Genomic DNA, 16,205 nt, shown 5'->3' on the forward strand with positions numbered 1-16,205 from the left:
GATTATTTTTAATTTAATTTTCAAATTTTAAATGCTGAAAATTTAGTTTACTTTTCGGACAGTAAATTCATGGAAGGCAAACACTCCAAAAGCAGGAAATTTTAAGGTTAGATGTATTGAGCTATGCGATTTTTAGTTTGTACCCTTGGATTTATATTCTTGTTTCATTGCGGAAGTGCGCAAGACAGCTTACGTAATATGCAAGCCACACGTACCACGCTCTCCCCAAAAATTGATGGTAACCCGGATGATATTTGCTGGCAAAATTGCTTAACCGAAACAAACTTTCACATTTACGAGCCCAGCTGGGGAGGAATTCCGAAGGACCCAACAGAAGTAAAAATCTGCTACGACAATCAAGCCATTTACATTTTTGCGCAATTAAATGATTCACACCCTGATAGTATTTTCCATGAGTTGGGAAGCAGAAACGATGTGGTGAATGCCGATTATTTTGAAGTGGAGTTTGATACTTATAACAATCGTCAGGATGCTTTTATTTTTGGAGTATTTGCCTCAGGTGTTCAACGAGATTATAAGCTAAATGATCCTGCCTACGATGCAGTGTGGGAAAGCGCTGCTCACATCCAAAATACGGGATGGACTGTTGAATTAAAAATACCTTATAGTGCCATTCGCTTTCCCAGCGGCGAGGTTCAAACTTGGGGAATAAATTTTAGACGCGATATTTTTCGCCGACAAGAAATACAGCAATGGGCCTTAATTCCACGCGGTGTTTCGAACGTGCTTCAAAAAATTGGGACACTAAGCGGTATCGAAAAATTAGTGCTCCAGTGCGACTTTCGCTAACTCCATATATTTCGGGATTAGTGGGCAAAACACCGCATTATAAAAATGATGGCAGTTTGGAAGGACATTCACTTACGTATTCATACGGCGCCGGTGCCGACATTAAATACGGGATAAATGATAGATTTACTTTAGATCTTACCCTTTTGCCCGATTTTAGTCAGGTGCAGAGCGATAACAAAGTGAAGAACTTAGGCCCTTTTGAAGTGAAATACGATGAGAATCGCTTTTTCTTTAAAGAAAGCGCCGACATATTTAGCAAGGGAACCATTTTTTATTCACGAAGAATTGGAAAAATACCGGGAGGTTATTATAGCGTGGAAGATTCGTTGCGCGCAGGTGAAACGCTCGAAAAAAATCCAACACAAGTTAAATTAATTAATGCCGCAAAAATTTCAGGTAGAACCGATAAAGGTTTGGGAATAGGTATTATTAATGCCATCACAAAAAATGAATATGCAACAGTAAAAGATTCTCTCGGCAAGGAGCGAAAAATTTTAACCGAACCGCTGGCCAATTATAACATGCTGGTATTTGATCAACAATTTAAAAACAATTCCTCCTTTTATTTTTCAAATGCTTGTGCCATCCGAAATGGAAAATACGACGATAGCAATGTGAGTGCAGCAGGATTGGTGCTAAGCAATAAAAAGAACCGTTATGAATTTACCGCCCGCGGAGGTTTAAGTCAACATTACACCCACAGCAATGATTCGCTGGATTTGAAATTGAATAATTTGGGATATAAATACCATTATGGATTTGAAAAAATTAGCGGTAACTTTTTATTTTTGCTGGAACGCAACGTTATAAGCGACACTTACGATCCTAGCGATTTAGGCATTCAAACCAATTTCGATTTTGCAAACAATGGAGTGGCTGTTGGCTATAGTTTTTTAACCCCAAAAGGAATATACCGTAATTGGAACAATACGTTGCGCGTAGATTATTCCTACAGTTACCGCACCGGTAAAAATACAGAGTCGTACTACAATTTTAGTTCTGACATGTTATTAAAACGACTGTGGGCATTGACATTTCAAGCCGGATTTACACCCAATGAAAACTATAATTATTTTGAAAGCAGGGTAAAAAATCAGGAATACCTTCAACCCAAAAACTATTATGTGTATGGACAAATAAAAAGTAATTCAAGAAAAAAATTAATTTTTACCACCGGTTTTCAATATGGAAATTATGTGGATGCCTTGGTAAACAATCCACAATACGAAAGCGATGTAATACTTTACTATCGCCAAAGCAATCGCTTGTCTTTTACCTATAATTTTACGCATTTTCTGCATGAAGCAAATCTTGGCTATTGCCGCATGGATGAAAATAATAACCCCGTTTTTGGAGATCGAAAACGCACTACCATTACCAATCTATTTACCACCCGCTACATCTTTAAAGTAAATATGAGTATCGACTTAAGGGTTCGTCATTACTGGGATAGGGCGCAGTACAACAACTATTACAGCTTAGCTGAAAATGGCACATTAACTAAAAATGACAGCTATACTGAATTCAATAATTTTAATTACAATATTTTTAATGTGGATTTAGTATTCAATTGGTTTTTTGCTCCGGGTAGTAATTTAAGTATTGTGTATAAAAACAACATTGAAAATGAGGGAGAGTATGTTTACTACAACTACCGAAATAATTTTTCGAACACACTAAATGCGCCACAAACAAACTCCATTTCATTAAAATTACTTTACTATATCGATTACCTTTACTTTGTAAAAAATAAATAAGCTTTGGCTGAATGGCGTGATAAAATTTTAACTAATGTTTAGCCTTTACATGAAAAACCTAAATGATTAAAGCACAAAATATACATAAATCTTATGCAGCCCTGCATGTTTTAAAGGGCGTTGACGTTCACATAAAAGAAGGCGAAATTGTCTCGATAGTGGGAGCTTCAGGTGCCGGAAAATCAACATTATTACACATACTTGGCACCTTGGATAAAGCTGATTCAGGTGTGCTCGAAATTAATGGGGTGAAAGTAAACGAATTGAAGGAAAAAAAACTAGCTGCATTTCGCAATGCGAACATCGGTTTTGTATTTCAATTTCATCACCTCTTACCTGAATTTACTGCCCTTGAGAATGTATGCATGCCGGCATTTATTGGTGGTAAAAGCGCTTCCGAAACCGAACAGAAAGCAATGGAATTGCTAAGCTATCTAGGTCTCGAAAATAGAGCGCAACATAAGCCGGCTGAACTTTCGGGAGGTGAACAACAGCGTGTTGCAGTTGCGCGTGCTTTGATAAATAACCCTAAAGTAATATTTGCAGATGAACCTTCCGGGAAACTTGGATTCAGCATCCGCAAAGGAATTGCATGATTTATTTTTTTTATTGCGCGAAAAATTCAACCAAACTTTTGTCATTGTTACCCACAATATGGAATTGGCGGATAAAGCGGATCGCAAACTGCTCATGAAAGATGGAGTTATTGTGGCTTAACTCAACTCGTATCAGCTATTAATTCAATATTCTTCTTTAGATGCGCTTTTCCTATTTAGAATTTAATGTCAAACCAAATTGAACCTATATTAAACCCCTACAACATGAAACTTTTAAAAGAAATGTGCAACATTCATGCGCCCTCTGGCAATGAAATAGCCATGACAACGTTTTTACAAGACTATATTAAAACCCATAAAAAAAAATGGAAAGTTCAACCAAAATTGTTTTCCGGTGAGGGTTTTCAAGATTGCATTGTTTTGGTTTTTGGTAAGCCACGTACTGCTCTTTTTGCACATATTGATTCCATTGGTTTTACGGTTCGCTATGGAAAAGAATTGATAAAAATCGGCGGACCTCGCACCGAAAATGGTTGGCGCTTGGTGGGTGAAGACAGCAAAGGTGAAATTGAATGCACCTTAAAAGTAGAAGGTGAAAAGCTGAGTTATATTTATTCCCGTGAAATTGAAAGAGGAACCATGCTAACGTTTAAACCGGATTGGAGAGAAGACAAGAACTTTGTTCAATGTTGCTACATGGATAACCGATTGGGTGTGTGGAATGCCTTACAGGTAGCTGAAACACTTGAACATGGAATCATTGCATTTTCCTGCTGGGAAGAAACCGGCGGAGGAAGCGTGGAATACCTTGCAAAATTTTGCTACGAAAAGTATAAAGTTTCCCAGGCTTTAATTTCAGATATAACATGGGTAACCCCGGGAGTACCGCATGGAAAAGGCTGTGTAATCTCCTTACGAGATTCGGGCTTGCCGCGCAGAAGTTATGTAAACCGAATTATACAACTGGCCAAAAAGAGCAAAATTCCTTATCAACTTGAAGTAGAAGGTACCGGCGGAAGTGATGGCAATGTGCTGCAGCGCTCTGCATATCCCTTTGATTGGTGTTTTGTAGGTGCACCCGAAGATTTTGTGCATACCCCCAATGAAAAGGTCAACAAGGCTGATATCGCCGGCATGGTTGATTTGTATAAGGTTTTAATGAAAGGATTGTAAGAAAATTAACTGATAATGCATATAAAAAGACCTCGGAAAAAATCCGGGGTTTTTTATTTTCACATTTTTTAATTTTAGACTTGTCTAAAATTAATTTTATATTTGCCTCAAATTTACAACGAATGAATTCTTTTACAGAAGAAAACTACCTGAAAGAAATATTCAAGCTAATGGAAAAACAAGGTACTGATGTAAGTACCAATGCCATTGCTGAAAAGCTTGGTACAAAAGCAGCATCCGTAACGGATATGCTAAAAAAGCTTTCGGATAAGAAGTTGATTCATTATAAAAAATACCAAGGTGTTTCGCTCAGTGCAAAAGGTAAAAAAGTGGCACTCGAAATTATCCGTAACCACCGTCTATGGGAAGTTTTTTTAGTAAATAAACTTCAATTTAAATGGGATGAAGTGCACGAAATGGCTGAAGAATTGGAGCATATCAACAGCAAAGAAATGGTTTTACGGTTAGATAAATATTTAGGCTACCCTAAATTTGACCCACACGGTGATCCAATTCCGGATGAAAATGGCAAATTGGGAACTCCAAAATCACGTTTGCTTTCACAATTAAACCGCAACCAAACTGCAACAGTTATTGGAGTTACTGACCACAGTACAGCCTTTCTGCAATACATTGCCAAACTAGGTATTACCCTCGGCAACAGCATTAAAATGAAAGAGCAAATTGAGTACGATAAATCACTGAGCATCTGTATCAACAATAAAATAACCGTTTATGTAAGTCACGAAGTAGCTAAGAATATTTTAATCACAGCATGAAAACAACTGAAAAATCAGCATCACTGAGTGAGGTGAATGCATCCGTGAACACCCAATCAAAAATTGGTTTCTGGAAAAAACTATTTGCTTTTCTAGGTCCTGCTTACTTGGTAAGTGTAGGTTATATGGATCCGGGCAACTGGGCAACCGACATTGCCGGCGGAAGTAGTTTTGGATATTCCCTTATTTGGGTGCTCTTGATGAGCAATTTAATGGCATTACTTTTACAAAGTTTAAGTGCTCGATTGGGCATAGTAAGTGGCCGCGATTTAGCACAGGCATCGCGCGAATCCTATCCCCCACTAGTAAATTTTTGCTTATACATTTTAGCAGAAATAGCCATTGCAGCTTGCGATTTAGCAGAAGTGTTGGGGATGGCTATAGGCCTCCAATTGTTGTTTCATCTTCCGTTGCTATGGGGCGTTTGCCTTTCGGTGCTGGATACTTTTTTATTATTGTTCTTAATCAATTACGGCATCCGTAAAATCGAAGCATTTATCATTGTCTTGGTATTGATTATTGGGGCTTCCTTCTTTATGGAAATGATATTTGCACAACCGGATATGGGTGAATTGGCAAAAGGTTTTATTCCAACACTTCCTTCTGACACAGCCCTTTACATTGCAATTGGAATAATTGGAGCTACAGTTATGCCGCACAACCTCTACCTCCACTCCTCTTTGGTGCAAACCCGCAAATTTGAACGAACGAAAGTGGCGATAAAAAAAGCCATCCGTTTTAACGTAATTGATTCTACCATCGCATTGAACCTTGCCTTTTTTGTGAATGCAGCCATCTTGATTTTAGCCGCTTCCACCTTTTATAAAAATGGGATGTTTAATGTTGCAGAAATTCAAGATGCACATCGTTTTTTAGAACCAATGTTGGGAAATAAATGGGCTCCCATTTTATTTGCAGTGGCACTTATCGCTGCCGGTCAAAGCAGCACAATAACCGGAACACTTGCCGGTCAAATTGTGATGGAAGGATATTTAAACCTACGCTTACAACCATGGATACGTCGACTCATTACACGTTTAATTGCCATTGTACCGGCATTTCTTACCATCACTTACTTGGGTGAATCGTCTACCGGAAAATTATTGATTCTTAGTCAAGTAATCCTGAGTTTACAACTAGGCTTTGCAGTAATTCCGTTAATCCATTTTGTGAGCGACAAAAGTAAAATGGGAACCTTCTCTATCAATACCCTTACCAAAATCGCAGCATGGACTGCTGCTGCTATTATTGTTAGCTTAAATGTAAAATTGGTAATTGGCGAAGTAAATGAGGCCTTACAACTACCTGCATTTCAAAACATATTTTTAAAACTCTTGCTAATTTTGTTGCTGCTGGGAGTTGCCTTATTACTGATATATGTAATTGTTAATCCATTTGTAAATAAAGCTAAAAGGACTGAAATCAAACATTTTCATGGAAATTTAAAATCGCTTACAGATTCCAAAATTCCCGTTTATGCTAAAATAGCCGTTACAGTTGATTTTTCGGATACGGATTCTTTAACCATAAATCATGCTTTGGCTCAAGGCGGAAAAAATGCAGAATACACTTTGATACATATCGTAGAAACGGCCGGAGCCTTGCTGATGGGAAATGAAATTGAAGACATGGAGAGCAGTACGGATAAAGATTATTTAAGCATCTATAAAAAGCACCTAACAGAAAAAGGTTTCAACGTGGTAACCCAATTAGGTTTTGGTAATCCCAAACATGCCATACCAGAAATTGTGAATATAAAAGAAGCTGATTTGTTGGTAATGGGTGCACACGGGCATACCGGCATGAAGGATATTTTGTTTGGAACTACTGTGGATGCTGTAAGACACCGAATTAAAATTCCGGTTTTCATTGTGCGCAATTAAGGCTACCTAAAATAAATACTTACTTTTAAAAAATAAATTTCCGTTAAAGCCAAATTGCTAAAAACCGATGCTAAATGATTTGCTACTTCTTTATCTCCGAAAATTTAAAATTGATTATGGCAAGCAGTATATTGAAAAGTTTGTAAAATTACCTCTAAATAAACTCGGTATCGATTTTAAAGGAAGCTACGGTATACGTTACCTGCTCGACCTTACCGACCGCATCATGGTGCAAATATTTATTCACGGGAGCTATGAGAAAAACACAGTTAGACAGGTTTTAAAGCTCCTTCAACCAAATATGACTTTTGTGGATGTAGGTGCCAATATTGGAACTTACACACTTACATTAAGTAAATTTTTGCCTGAGGGAAAGGTAATTTCGTTTGAACCCAACCCCAAAGCTGTTAAGTATTTAAAACAGAATATTGCACTCAATAATTTCATAAATATTAAGGTCGAAGAGCTAGGTCTGTCGGATCAAGATGGAGAAGCAATTTTATACACTACCTCCATGACGGAAGCCTCCATCTATAAACAAAAAAATGCAGCCATTCACGAAACAATTAAACTAAGTAGTCTGGATTCGTATTGCGAAAAAAACAATATTCATCACATCGATATTTTAAAAATTGATATCGAAGGGCACGAAGTAAAATGCTTGAAAGGAGCCGAAGAGATTATTAGAAAAAGCAAAAAAATGATTTTGATTCTGGAAATTGACGACAATTGCAAATTGCTAGGAATCGAAAAAAATGAACTTTTTAACTCCATTATCAAACAAGGATTTAAAGGCTACCAACCGCGTGGTTATCCTTTTTCTATGAGGGAAATAATGCTATTGGATGAATCCTATGCCGATAATATTATTTTTGTGAAGGGATAATTGCCTTACAAAATAAAAGTTCTTGAAATCCCTGAATAGTTTAAATGCTTTTAAGCACCATACTCTAAAAACACTTTATTCAATCGCTTGAGCATTAATGCCAAAGCAGCAGTGGCCAACATGAGCAGCAAAAAATTAATTAGAAAAAAGTTTGCTTTGTTGTCGTAGCCATCCCAAAGAGTTGCCAAGATTCCGCTAAATTTATTTCCCAAGGAAGTCGCTAAAGACCATCCCCCCATCATCAATGCAGTGATGCGAGCCGGACTTAGCTTCGACACTAAGCTTAATCCCATTGGGCTTAAAAACAGTTCCCCAATTGTAATAATGCCATAAGATGCAATAAGCCATTCGGCGCCAGCTTTGTGCGCTCCGTTGCCACACATATACACTGCCAAAACCATTATTAAAGTTGACAAGCCGCTGACGAACAATCCCCAACAAATTTTTGCCGGAGTGCTTGGTTCCTTTTTTCTGCTTCTTAAAAAGCTAAAGAACGCTACTACTAGCGGCGTGAGGGTTACCACGAAAAAGGGATTGATGGATTGAAAGAGTTCGGTGGAGATTAATTTTTTGCTGCTTCCTTCGCTCAATTTACTTACATCATCATTCAAGTAATAAGCAGGAAATGCAATACCTTTTCGGTTCTCTCCGGATGCATCCTTTTGCTTGCGAAATTGATTGTCTAAAATATAGGTGCTGTCTTGTGTGTAAGTTACCGTTTCATTTAACTTGAGTGCATCAGTAAGTTTTTCGGTAACAGCAGGGGTTTCACGATTGGTGTAGTATTGTGCCCAGGTGGTGAGTGCCGTACCATTTTGCTTAAACACCGCCCAAAAAACAACCACAACTGCAAATATGGATAACAATGCCCCGATAGGTCGCTTTTCTTCAGGAGCAGCTTTAAAATAAAGTGACGCATAAAAAGCAATCACAGGAATGGAGCCCAACAAAAAGGCATCGCTGCTATCGCTACCAAAAATATTTCCGGGAATAAACCAAGAGGCAATACCAATAGTAATAGCAGGAAGCATTACTTTTGATAATACAGTAAAAACGGATTGTTCGTCCTTATTTTGCTTTTTGATTACATCGGCATGCGCATAATGCTTATTGCCAATAATAAAAACTGCTACACCTAAAAACATTCCAATTCCGGCAGCAATAAAGGCTTCACCCCAACCATACGAATTGCGCAAAAAGGCTGCGAAAAAATTACAAATAAATGCACCGATATTAATGCCCATGTAAAAAATGCTGTAACCACTATCCTTCATAGGCTTGTATTCGGGAGTGGAATATAAATTACCTAAAATTGTAGAGATATTCGGCTTAAAAAAACCATTGCCTATTACCATTAAAAATAGAGAAATAAAAAAAGCGGTGTTGCCGGGAATGGATAAACCTATGTATCCACAACCCATCAAAATCCCTCCAATGATAATTGATTTACGGTATCCTAAAAGTCGGTCGGCTAAAAGTCCACCGATAAAAGGTGTTAAATAATTGAGTGCGATAAAAGTTCCAAAAATATCGGAAGCCTGGCTGCGCTCAAGGTTCAAGCCACCCTTTTCATAATCGGTCATGTACAAAACAAAAATCCCAATCATTAAATAATAACCAAATCGTTCCCACATTTCGGTAAAAAACAAGTAGGGTAATCCTTTAGGGTGTGCCTGCTTTTGATTCATATATTTGAGATTTATTGTGCGGTTAAATATAGCAACAACTTTCAAAACTATTTTATCTTCAAAAACAAGGTTTTTTCAAACTAGTAGTCGGACCGCTAGTTATCGAAATAAGCACTAAGTTTGTGTTCCAAAAAAAATTGATAGGAAGCGGAATACATGAAGGAAGTTAACATCAAGAACCGAAAGGCTAGTTTTGAATACAGTTTTATTGACAAATACGAAGCCGGCATCCAATTAACCGGAACCGAAATTAAATCCGTTCGCGAAAGTGAAGCGAATATTGCTGATGCATTTTGTACTTTTTTTAACGATGAACTTTTTGTACGCAACATGCACATCAGTGCTTACAAGGAAGGGACTTATAATAACCACGAAGCGAAACGCGATCGAAAATTGTTGTTAAATAAGAAGGAACTAAAAAAACTTAGCGGAAAATTAAAAGATAAAGGATTGACAATTGTTCCTTTGCGCCTTTTTATTGCCGACAGTGGTTATGCAAAACTAGAAATAGCACTTGCAAAGGGTAAAAAAAGTTATGATAAACGCGAAGATTTAAAATCGAAAGATGCGCGTCGTGAGATGGATAGAAGAATGAAAGATTAAATAATTTTAACATAGCATCAAAGCAAAAATAAATCAAATTTGTATTCCAAACAGTATACTATTACTATGAAAAAAATTCAACTCCTTTTACTGCTAAGTTCAATCACTTGCCTTAAAATAATGGCGCAAGAAATTAATGTGAAAGAGATTTACCGAGATGTTTATTTTTTAGCAAACGACAAACTGGAAGGCAGGGCTACCGGCCAAAAAGGATGTGAGTCAGCCGCTAACTATTTAGCGAAGCGATTCAGTCAAATTGGACTTATCCCGAAAGGCGATAATGGTACTTATTTAAAAGCCTATCAGGTAAAAGTTCCTGCTAATCCTCATGCAACAGTTGATTCGGCAGCCAAAGAAATTCACAGTGCCAATGTGCTTGGTTTTATTGATAATAAAGCCGAAAACACAATTGTGATTGGAGCACATTACGACCATTTAGGAATGGGTAACGATGGCAATTCACTGGATGCTAATCCCAAGGGAAAAGTGCACAATGGTGCCGATGACAATGCTTCGGGAGTGGCTGGCTTACTTGCACTGGCGAGCTATTATCAAAAAAACAACAGTACCGAAAAAAATAATTTTCTGTTTATCTGCTTTTCCGGTGAAGAGTTGGGTTTATATGGTTCGAAGAAATTTTGCGAAAATCCGGCTGTTAGTTTGGATAAAATTGATTTTATGCTCAATATGGATATGATTGGGCGATTAGACAGCCTAAATCGCTTGTTAATTTATGGGGTAGGAACTGCACCTGAATTTGTTTCGATTGTAAATGCAAACAATACTAATTTCAAATTAAAATTAGACAGCTCCGGCATTGGTCCGAGTGATCATACTTCCTTTTATTTAAAAGATATTCCGGTGCTTCATTTTTTTACCGGGCAGCACTCCGATTATCATAAACCCAGCGACGATGCTCAAAAGGTGAATTATGGCGGCGAGAAAAAAGTATTGGAATATATAGTGAAACTGATTAATGAATTGGATAAATTACCCAAATTAAAATTCACTAAAACGCGCAATGCCGATAGTGAAAACGCACCCAAATTTAAAGTAACCCTAGGCATTATGCCCGATTATGTTTTTGAAGGAGTTGGCGTAAGAGCGGATGGAGTAAGCGATGGAAAACCTGCATCCAAAGCAGGTTTGGTGAAAGGTGATGTAATTGTAAAATTAGGTGATATCGTTGTAAAAGATATGCAAACTTATATGGAAGCACTCTCTAAATTTAAAAAAGGCGATAGTACAAAAGTAGAGGTGCAACGAGGTAAAGAAAGTAAAATTTTTGACCTTACTTTTTAAAAAGGGAAGGATGGAAAAGAATGATGGAGAAGACTGGAAACCTATACATTCTTTGAATGTGGAGTTGAAGAAACACATTTCTAAAATTACAAAAACGCTTGACGCGATAATTGCTTCGGCCAATGAGGAAGATGAACTTATATCGATGCAATTGCAGCAAATGCTAGGCGATTCATGGATTGTTGGATCAAAATTGGCAGGTGCTGAAGGCGCCGGAAGTTATACCATTTATATGGAAAATGCATCCATTATTCGTTCCTTGATGCGACAAATGCAAACGGCTACATATGGCTTAGACGGCTTAGGTGTTTTGGATGATGCAAAAGGTGTTGAAGAAAATTACATCAGTGTTTTGCGCGAAGAAATTGATGCTTTCAAAAGCACATTTATTAAATGGGTAAGCTATTTTGAGAAAGATGAGTTTGAGGATGAGTGGGGACTTTATCTGTAACACCTAAAAATAAAAACCTATTTAAAATTGCTTTTGAAAAAGGCATTTTATTTTAAATGCATACTAGAATACATCGCACTTACTAGGATATACTAAAGAACCAATAACAAAGTGGAAGCAGATTAACCGCGGAGGACGCAGTTCTTAATATTTCAAAACCCCTTGCCCATATTTCGCCTCGCTTGCATAAAAACATTTCGAATTATGATTTTTATTTTTCAACGAACTCTCCCTCCCATTTTGCAATAACCACCGATGCAAGGCAATTGCCGATAACATTAACCGAAGTGCGTGCCATATCCATAAGGGCATCAATTCCTAAAATTATAAAAATTGGCTCTGTTGGTAAATTAAATGAAGCAGCTGTTCCTAACAAAATAACTAAAGAGGCCCTTGGCACTCCTGCAACCCCTTTACTGGTGAGCATTAGTGTAAAAACCATTAGCAATTGATGTCCAAAACTCATTTCAATACCGGCTGCTTGCGCCACAAAAACGGAAGCAAGTGAGAGATAAAGTGTAGTTCCATCTAAATTAAAACTATAACCGGTGGGCATTACAAAAGCTACAATTTTACGCGGAACTCCAATTCTTTCCATTGCTTCCATGGCACTGGGCAAGGCCGCTTCACTGCTGGTTGTTGCAAAAGCAATCGACACCGGTTCACCGATGGCTTGAATAAATTTTCGAATCGGAACTTTAAATAATAGAGCAATTGGCAACAGCACCAAGATTATAAATGCAATTAATGCTACATAAAGTGTAGTGAGCAATTGAAACAAATTAACCAGCACTCCAAAACCCATCGAACCTACTGTGTAGGCAATAGCTGCGCCCACTCCAAGCGGTGCAAAATACATGATTACATGGGTAAATTTAAACATGATTTCGCTCAAACTCTCTGCAAAATCGAGCATGGGTTTACGTTTATCGTGCGAAAGCATTGCCATCGCAATAGCAAATAAAATACTAAAAATAACCACTTGTAATACCTGACCTTCGGCAATTGATTTGGCAATATTTTCGGGAAAAATGTGTAGAAAAATATCGGATGGAGTTTGTTTTACCACTTCAATTTTATCGGTAGCAGGTGCCAGGGCTGAAAAATTAATACCCACACCGGCTTTGCTTATATTTATAGCAGCTAAGCCAATAAATAGTGCAATGGTGGTTACCACTTCAAAATAAATAAGTGATTTAATTCCCATTCTTCCAACTTGCTTAATGTTAGAATGACCGGCAATTCCAACCACCAATGTCCCAAAAAGCAATGGCGCAATAATGGTTTTTATGAGTTTTAAAAAGGCAGTGCTAATTACTTTTAGGTTTATAGCAAATGCAGGAAAATCATAGCCTACTTCTGCGCCAAGCAACATACTTATAAAAATCCAGACCGTGAGGGATTTCCGTTTATATCCCCAAAAGCAGATAAGGGCTATGGCAATCCATCGAAGTGTAAGTAATAGCATAGTAGTAATTGTTTGTCATTTAAAGCGTTTCAAAACTCGCAAAATAAAACTGTTTTCCAAACTTAGATTTTTCAGTCCTTAGTAAATGATATAGTTTTTTGTTTACTTTGATAAAATAATTTTTAAGAAGCACATGAAGCAAAAAAGCAAAACAGCACTGCTAAGTTTATTAGCATTATTCCTAATCCTGCCAGCTATTCAGCTAAGTGCACAATCTAATTTTAAAAATAAAATTGCTCCTAAACAAATGGGCAGCAAGGAAATGCAAACGGTAAATGGCAATACAGCACCATATTGTGCTAACATTGGTTTTGAATTGCAGAATTTTTCAGGTTGGAAGTGCTTTTCTGGAACGGCTGCCAGTGCTACATGGGCAACTTGCCCGCTTGATCCGCTACCGACCTTGAATTATCTTGTAGATTCCATTCCTGGAATGCCAAATACTAACACCTTTCCGATTGCAGGACAAGCACGATACACACTTTTAACGGATATACTTCGTCATGATACAATAGCGAGAAATCCGATTACCGGAGCATACGAAATCCCCTATCTTTCACCTGGAGGTTCGGCTGCAGCTGTCCGTTTAGGCAACTCACTAATTGGCGGAGAAGTTGAAAAGTTAACAAATACGTTTTACTTGACAGATACCTCTTCGGTTTTATATGTTAATTTTGCCACTGTTCAACAATCTGAACAACACGCTCAAAATTCACAACCTTTTTTTAGTTTTAAAATACTTGATTCAACCGGGGTACCCTTAAGTGGTATTTGCAGTGCATATTGTTTGTGGTCAAGTTCCGGAAACTCTAATTATTTCAATATACCTCAAAATTCCCCATATTCCCTTTTTCCTTCATTTACTCTTACGTACCGCAATTGGACAAGCATCCCAATTAATTTACAAGGAATCCCTAATCAAAAAATTACGATTGAGTTCTCTAACGGTGACTGCGCTAATTTTGGACATTTTGGCTACTCTTATGTTGATGCCTATTGCGGGAATGATTATTCCCATTATCTTTATTCTGTAGGCGATAGCATGTCTGTTTTAGTTGCCCCTCCGGGATTTGCAAGCTATCAATGGGTAGATAGTTCAGGAGCAGTAATAGCAGGAGCCACTAATGATACTTTAATTGTAAATAATCCTATTGGTGAGTTAAATTTTACTGTAAAATTGAATACCGGAATTGAATTTCCATGTGCAAGTGATTTCTATATTCATCTTTCCAATACCTTGTCATCAGCGCCACAAAGCGCAAAAATTATTAACTTTGAAGTGTTTCCAAACCCAGCATCAAAAATGTTTCGATTTAATTACCAGCTGCAAAAAAATTCAGATGTTATGCTTGAATTGACGAACATTCTGGGCGAAACCATTTGGCAGAAAAAGATATCGAATCAAAATCCTGCGAAGTACTCCGATGTGGTAGATGTTTCATTTTTACCTGCAGGAATATATTCACTAAGCATCCAATCGAACGGAGAACGATTGACCCGGAAAATTGTTTTGAATTAAGCACTTGGCGTAACTTCCTGAAATAATCTATGAAAGCAATTGCTTGCCATTTTACGTTTATCAGTATAGTTTTTCTGGTTCATACAGCATTCGCCATTCAGGTAATAAAGGAAGATACTTATTATTGGAACAGTTCGCAAAACCACTGGCATTATACGTTAAGTGTATACCATTATCCCAATCAATTGGGACAAGATACCCTTCAAATGGTTTGGGATACTACCCAAAACATAAACTTTCAGCGCTACCGATTTCAATACAATGCACAAGGTTTAGAAACGAACTGGGTGCACCAAACCTCGAGCATTACGAATCCGGCCTGGGTTAACGCAAACATGCGGGTTACTGCCTATGACACGCTCAATAATGTTATTTCCATTAAGAAATATTCCAATCCCTTTAATTTTATGATGCTCACCGACACTATCGCCTATGCTTACCTGTATGATGCTGCTCACAATAATCGAATTATTGAAAAAATTACCAAAAATTACCATCCTCAAGTTCTCCCTTATTATGCGGATATTAAAGATTCATTTGCTTATGGAATAAACAATGAAATTATTGAGCAATATGCTGCGACATATAACCTAAACGCTTCCAAGTGGATTAAAACTTCGCGTTTTTCTAACTATAATTATTTGAATACTAGCTATGATAAACCGCTGAGCTACGAGTACTATACCGCTGATACATCCAATACTTGGAAGTTGAGTGGACGCAAATTATTTCAGTACTTGAACAACAATGGATTAATTGTCTCCACACAAATGTGGTATGATTGGCTGAATAATTATGAACAATACAATCAAATCACTAGCACATTCGATTCTTGTTCCCATGCAATGCTCTTTACATTTGCGCATTGGAATTCGGGCATTAACGACTGGGTTATTGATGTTTCGAGCAAACACTTGAACACTTACTCAAGTGACTCCTGCAGATTAGCAGAGCATATTGAACAAAAATGGGATAGTAACTTAATGCAATATGTGAATTATATTCGAAACGAATTTGTTGATTACTCTGCTTTTATTGGTGTGAAAGAAGCGGATAAAACAATTGTGAATATTTCGGTTTCACCCAATCCGGCAGCTGAAAAAGTTGTGTTGAGTTATTCTTTAAAGCAAGAAGGACAGGTAATTATTTCACTTAGAACTTTGCTGGGAGCTGATATTTTTGTTTCAAAATCCATTATCCAAAGTCCAGGTTCTTATCAACCTATTATTGATGTAACTTCACTTTCGACAGGCGTCTATTTTCTTACTTTAGAAGTTAATGGAAGAAAAGAAGTTCGAAAAATAATCGTTCCTGAGCGCTTTTAAA

13 protein-coding genes and 1 pseudogene are annotated in these 16,205 nt (G+C 37.4%); 12 read left to right on the plus strand and 2 right to left on the minus strand.

Annotated elements, in window-relative coordinates; genetic code table 11:
* The first annotated feature begins 123 nt into the window (after positions 1-123).
* The 7 genes and pseudogenes from IPP32_10645 (at position 124) to IPP32_10675 (ending at position 7,848) form a co-directional block, all read left to right on the plus strand.
* Complete coding sequence (locus IPP32_10645) at positions 124-810, plus strand: carbohydrate binding family 9 domain-containing protein (protein MBL0048538.1); 687 nt, start codon at positions 124-126, stop codon at positions 808-810.
* The gene (locus IPP32_10650; protein MBL0048539.1) at positions 795-2,570 is read left to right on the plus strand and encodes a hypothetical protein; all 1,776 of its coding nucleotides are present in this window, start codon (positions 795-797) and stop codon (positions 2,568-2,570) included. Before IPP32_10645 ends, IPP32_10650 begins: the two co-directional genes overlap by 16 nt.
* Before the next feature lie 62 nt (positions 2,571-2,632).
* A pseudogene (locus IPP32_10655) lies at positions 2,633-3,287 on the plus strand (ABC transporter ATP-binding protein).
* Between the two features lie 104 nt (positions 3,288-3,391).
* Positions 3,392-4,300, plus strand: a complete 909-nt coding sequence (locus IPP32_10660) for a M20/M25/M40 family metallo-hydrolase (GenBank protein MBL0048540.1) — start codon at positions 3,392-3,394, stop codon at positions 4,298-4,300.
* A 122-nt stretch (positions 4,301-4,422) separates the two neighbouring features.
* On the plus strand, positions 4,423-5,079 hold the full coding sequence (locus IPP32_10665; GenBank protein ID MBL0048541.1) for a metal-dependent transcriptional regulator: 657 nt from the start codon (positions 4,423-4,425) through the stop codon (positions 5,077-5,079).
* On the plus strand, positions 5,076-6,962 hold the full coding sequence (locus IPP32_10670) for an Nramp family divalent metal transporter (protein MBL0048542.1): 1,887 nt from the start codon (positions 5,076-5,078) through the stop codon (positions 6,960-6,962). Before IPP32_10665 ends, IPP32_10670 begins: the two co-directional genes overlap by 4 nt.
* Positions 6,963-7,029: 67 nt before the next feature.
* Positions 7,030-7,848: an FkbM family methyltransferase gene (locus IPP32_10675; protein ID MBL0048543.1), complete on the plus strand. Its 819-nt coding sequence runs from the start codon at positions 7,030-7,032 to the stop codon at positions 7,846-7,848.
* 50 nt (positions 7,849-7,898) lie between these two features.
* Here IPP32_10675 and IPP32_10680 read toward each other — a convergent pair whose 3' ends face one another.
* Positions 7,899-9,536 (minus strand): peptide MFS transporter, encoded by a 1,638-nt coding sequence (locus IPP32_10680; protein ID MBL0048544.1) that lies wholly within the window; start codon positions 9,534-9,536, stop codon positions 7,899-7,901.
* Positions 9,537-9,692: 156 nt separating this feature from the next.
* On the opposite strand from IPP32_10680, the gene smpB reads away from it, so the two are divergent.
* The 3 genes from smpB (at position 9,693) to IPP32_10695 (ending at position 11,892) form a co-directional block, all read left to right on the plus strand.
* Positions 9,693-10,139 carry an SsrA-binding protein SmpB gene (gene smpB, locus IPP32_10685; GenBank protein ID MBL0048545.1) on the plus strand — a complete coding sequence of 149 codons (447 nt, stop codon included), beginning with the start codon at positions 9,693-9,695 and terminating at the stop codon, positions 10,137-10,139.
* 66 nt (positions 10,140-10,205) lie between these two features.
* Positions 10,206-11,441, plus strand: coding sequence for a M20/M25/M40 family metallo-hydrolase (locus IPP32_10690; protein ID MBL0048546.1), 1,236 nt, complete (start codon positions 10,206-10,208; stop codon positions 11,439-11,441).
* A 10-nt stretch (positions 11,442-11,451) separates the two neighbouring features.
* Positions 11,452-11,892, plus strand: a complete 441-nt coding sequence (locus IPP32_10695; protein MBL0048547.1) for a hypothetical protein — start codon at positions 11,452-11,454, stop codon at positions 11,890-11,892.
* A gap of 211 nt (positions 11,893-12,103) precedes the next feature.
* Here IPP32_10695 and IPP32_10700 read toward each other — a convergent pair whose 3' ends face one another.
* The gene (locus tag IPP32_10700) at positions 12,104-13,360 is read right to left on the minus strand and encodes a cation:dicarboxylase symporter family transporter (GenBank protein ID MBL0048548.1); all 1,257 of its coding nucleotides are present in this window, start codon (positions 13,358-13,360) and stop codon (positions 12,104-12,106) included.
* Between the two features lie 133 nt (positions 13,361-13,493).
* Between IPP32_10700 and IPP32_10705 the strand changes: the two genes are divergently transcribed.
* Together IPP32_10705 and IPP32_10710 are read left to right on the plus strand one after the other, a co-directional pair.
* Positions 13,494-14,879, plus strand: a complete 1,386-nt coding sequence (locus tag IPP32_10705) for a T9SS type A sorting domain-containing protein (GenBank protein MBL0048549.1) — start codon at positions 13,494-13,496, stop codon at positions 14,877-14,879.
* Positions 14,880-14,908: 29 nt separating this feature from the next.
* Positions 14,909-16,204 (plus strand): T9SS type A sorting domain-containing protein, encoded by a 1,296-nt coding sequence (locus tag IPP32_10710; GenBank protein ID MBL0048550.1) that lies wholly within the window; start codon positions 14,909-14,911, stop codon positions 16,202-16,204.
* Position 16,205 lies beyond the last annotated feature (1 nt).

It is taken from the genome of Bacteroidota bacterium, assembly GCA_016721765.1.
Lineage (GTDB): Bacteria > Bacteroidota > Bacteroidia > UBA4408 > UBA4408 > UBA4408.

Excerpts from the sequence above, each read along its gene's own strand:
- IPP32_10645 (MBL0048538.1), top strand. The coding sequence starts at position 124 with ATGCGATTTTTAGTTTGTACCCTTGGATTTATATTCTTGTTTCATTGC.
- IPP32_10660 (MBL0048540.1), top strand. The coding sequence starts at position 3,392 with ATGAAACTTTTAAAAGAAATGTGCAACATTCATGCGCCCTCTGGCAAT.
- IPP32_10665 (MBL0048541.1), top strand. The coding sequence starts at position 4,423 with ATGAATTCTTTTACAGAAGAAAACTACCTGAAAGAAATATTCAAGCTA.
- IPP32_10670 (MBL0048542.1), top strand. The coding sequence starts at position 5,076 with ATGAAAACAACTGAAAAATCAGCATCACTGAGTGAGGTGAATGCATCC.
- IPP32_10675 (MBL0048543.1), top strand. The coding sequence starts at position 7,030 with ATGCTAAATGATTTGCTACTTCTTTATCTCCGAAAATTTAAAATTGAT.
- IPP32_10680 (MBL0048544.1), bottom strand. The coding sequence starts at position 9,536 with ATGAATCAAAAGCAGGCACACCCTAAAGGATTACCCTACTTGTTTTTT.
- smpB (MBL0048545.1), top strand. The coding sequence starts at position 9,693 with ATGAAGGAAGTTAACATCAAGAACCGAAAGGCTAGTTTTGAATACAGT.
- IPP32_10690 (MBL0048546.1), top strand. The coding sequence starts at position 10,206 with ATGAAAAAAATTCAACTCCTTTTACTGCTAAGTTCAATCACTTGCCTT.
- IPP32_10695 (MBL0048547.1), top strand. The coding sequence starts at position 11,452 with ATGGAAAAGAATGATGGAGAAGACTGGAAACCTATACATTCTTTGAAT.
- IPP32_10700 (MBL0048548.1), bottom strand. The coding sequence starts at position 13,360 with ATGCTATTACTTACACTTCGATGGATTGCCATAGCCCTTATCTGCTTT.
- IPP32_10705 (MBL0048549.1), top strand. The coding sequence starts at position 13,494 with ATGAAGCAAAAAAGCAAAACAGCACTGCTAAGTTTATTAGCATTATTC.
- IPP32_10710 (MBL0048550.1), top strand. The coding sequence starts at position 14,909 with ATGAAAGCAATTGCTTGCCATTTTACGTTTATCAGTATAGTTTTTCTG.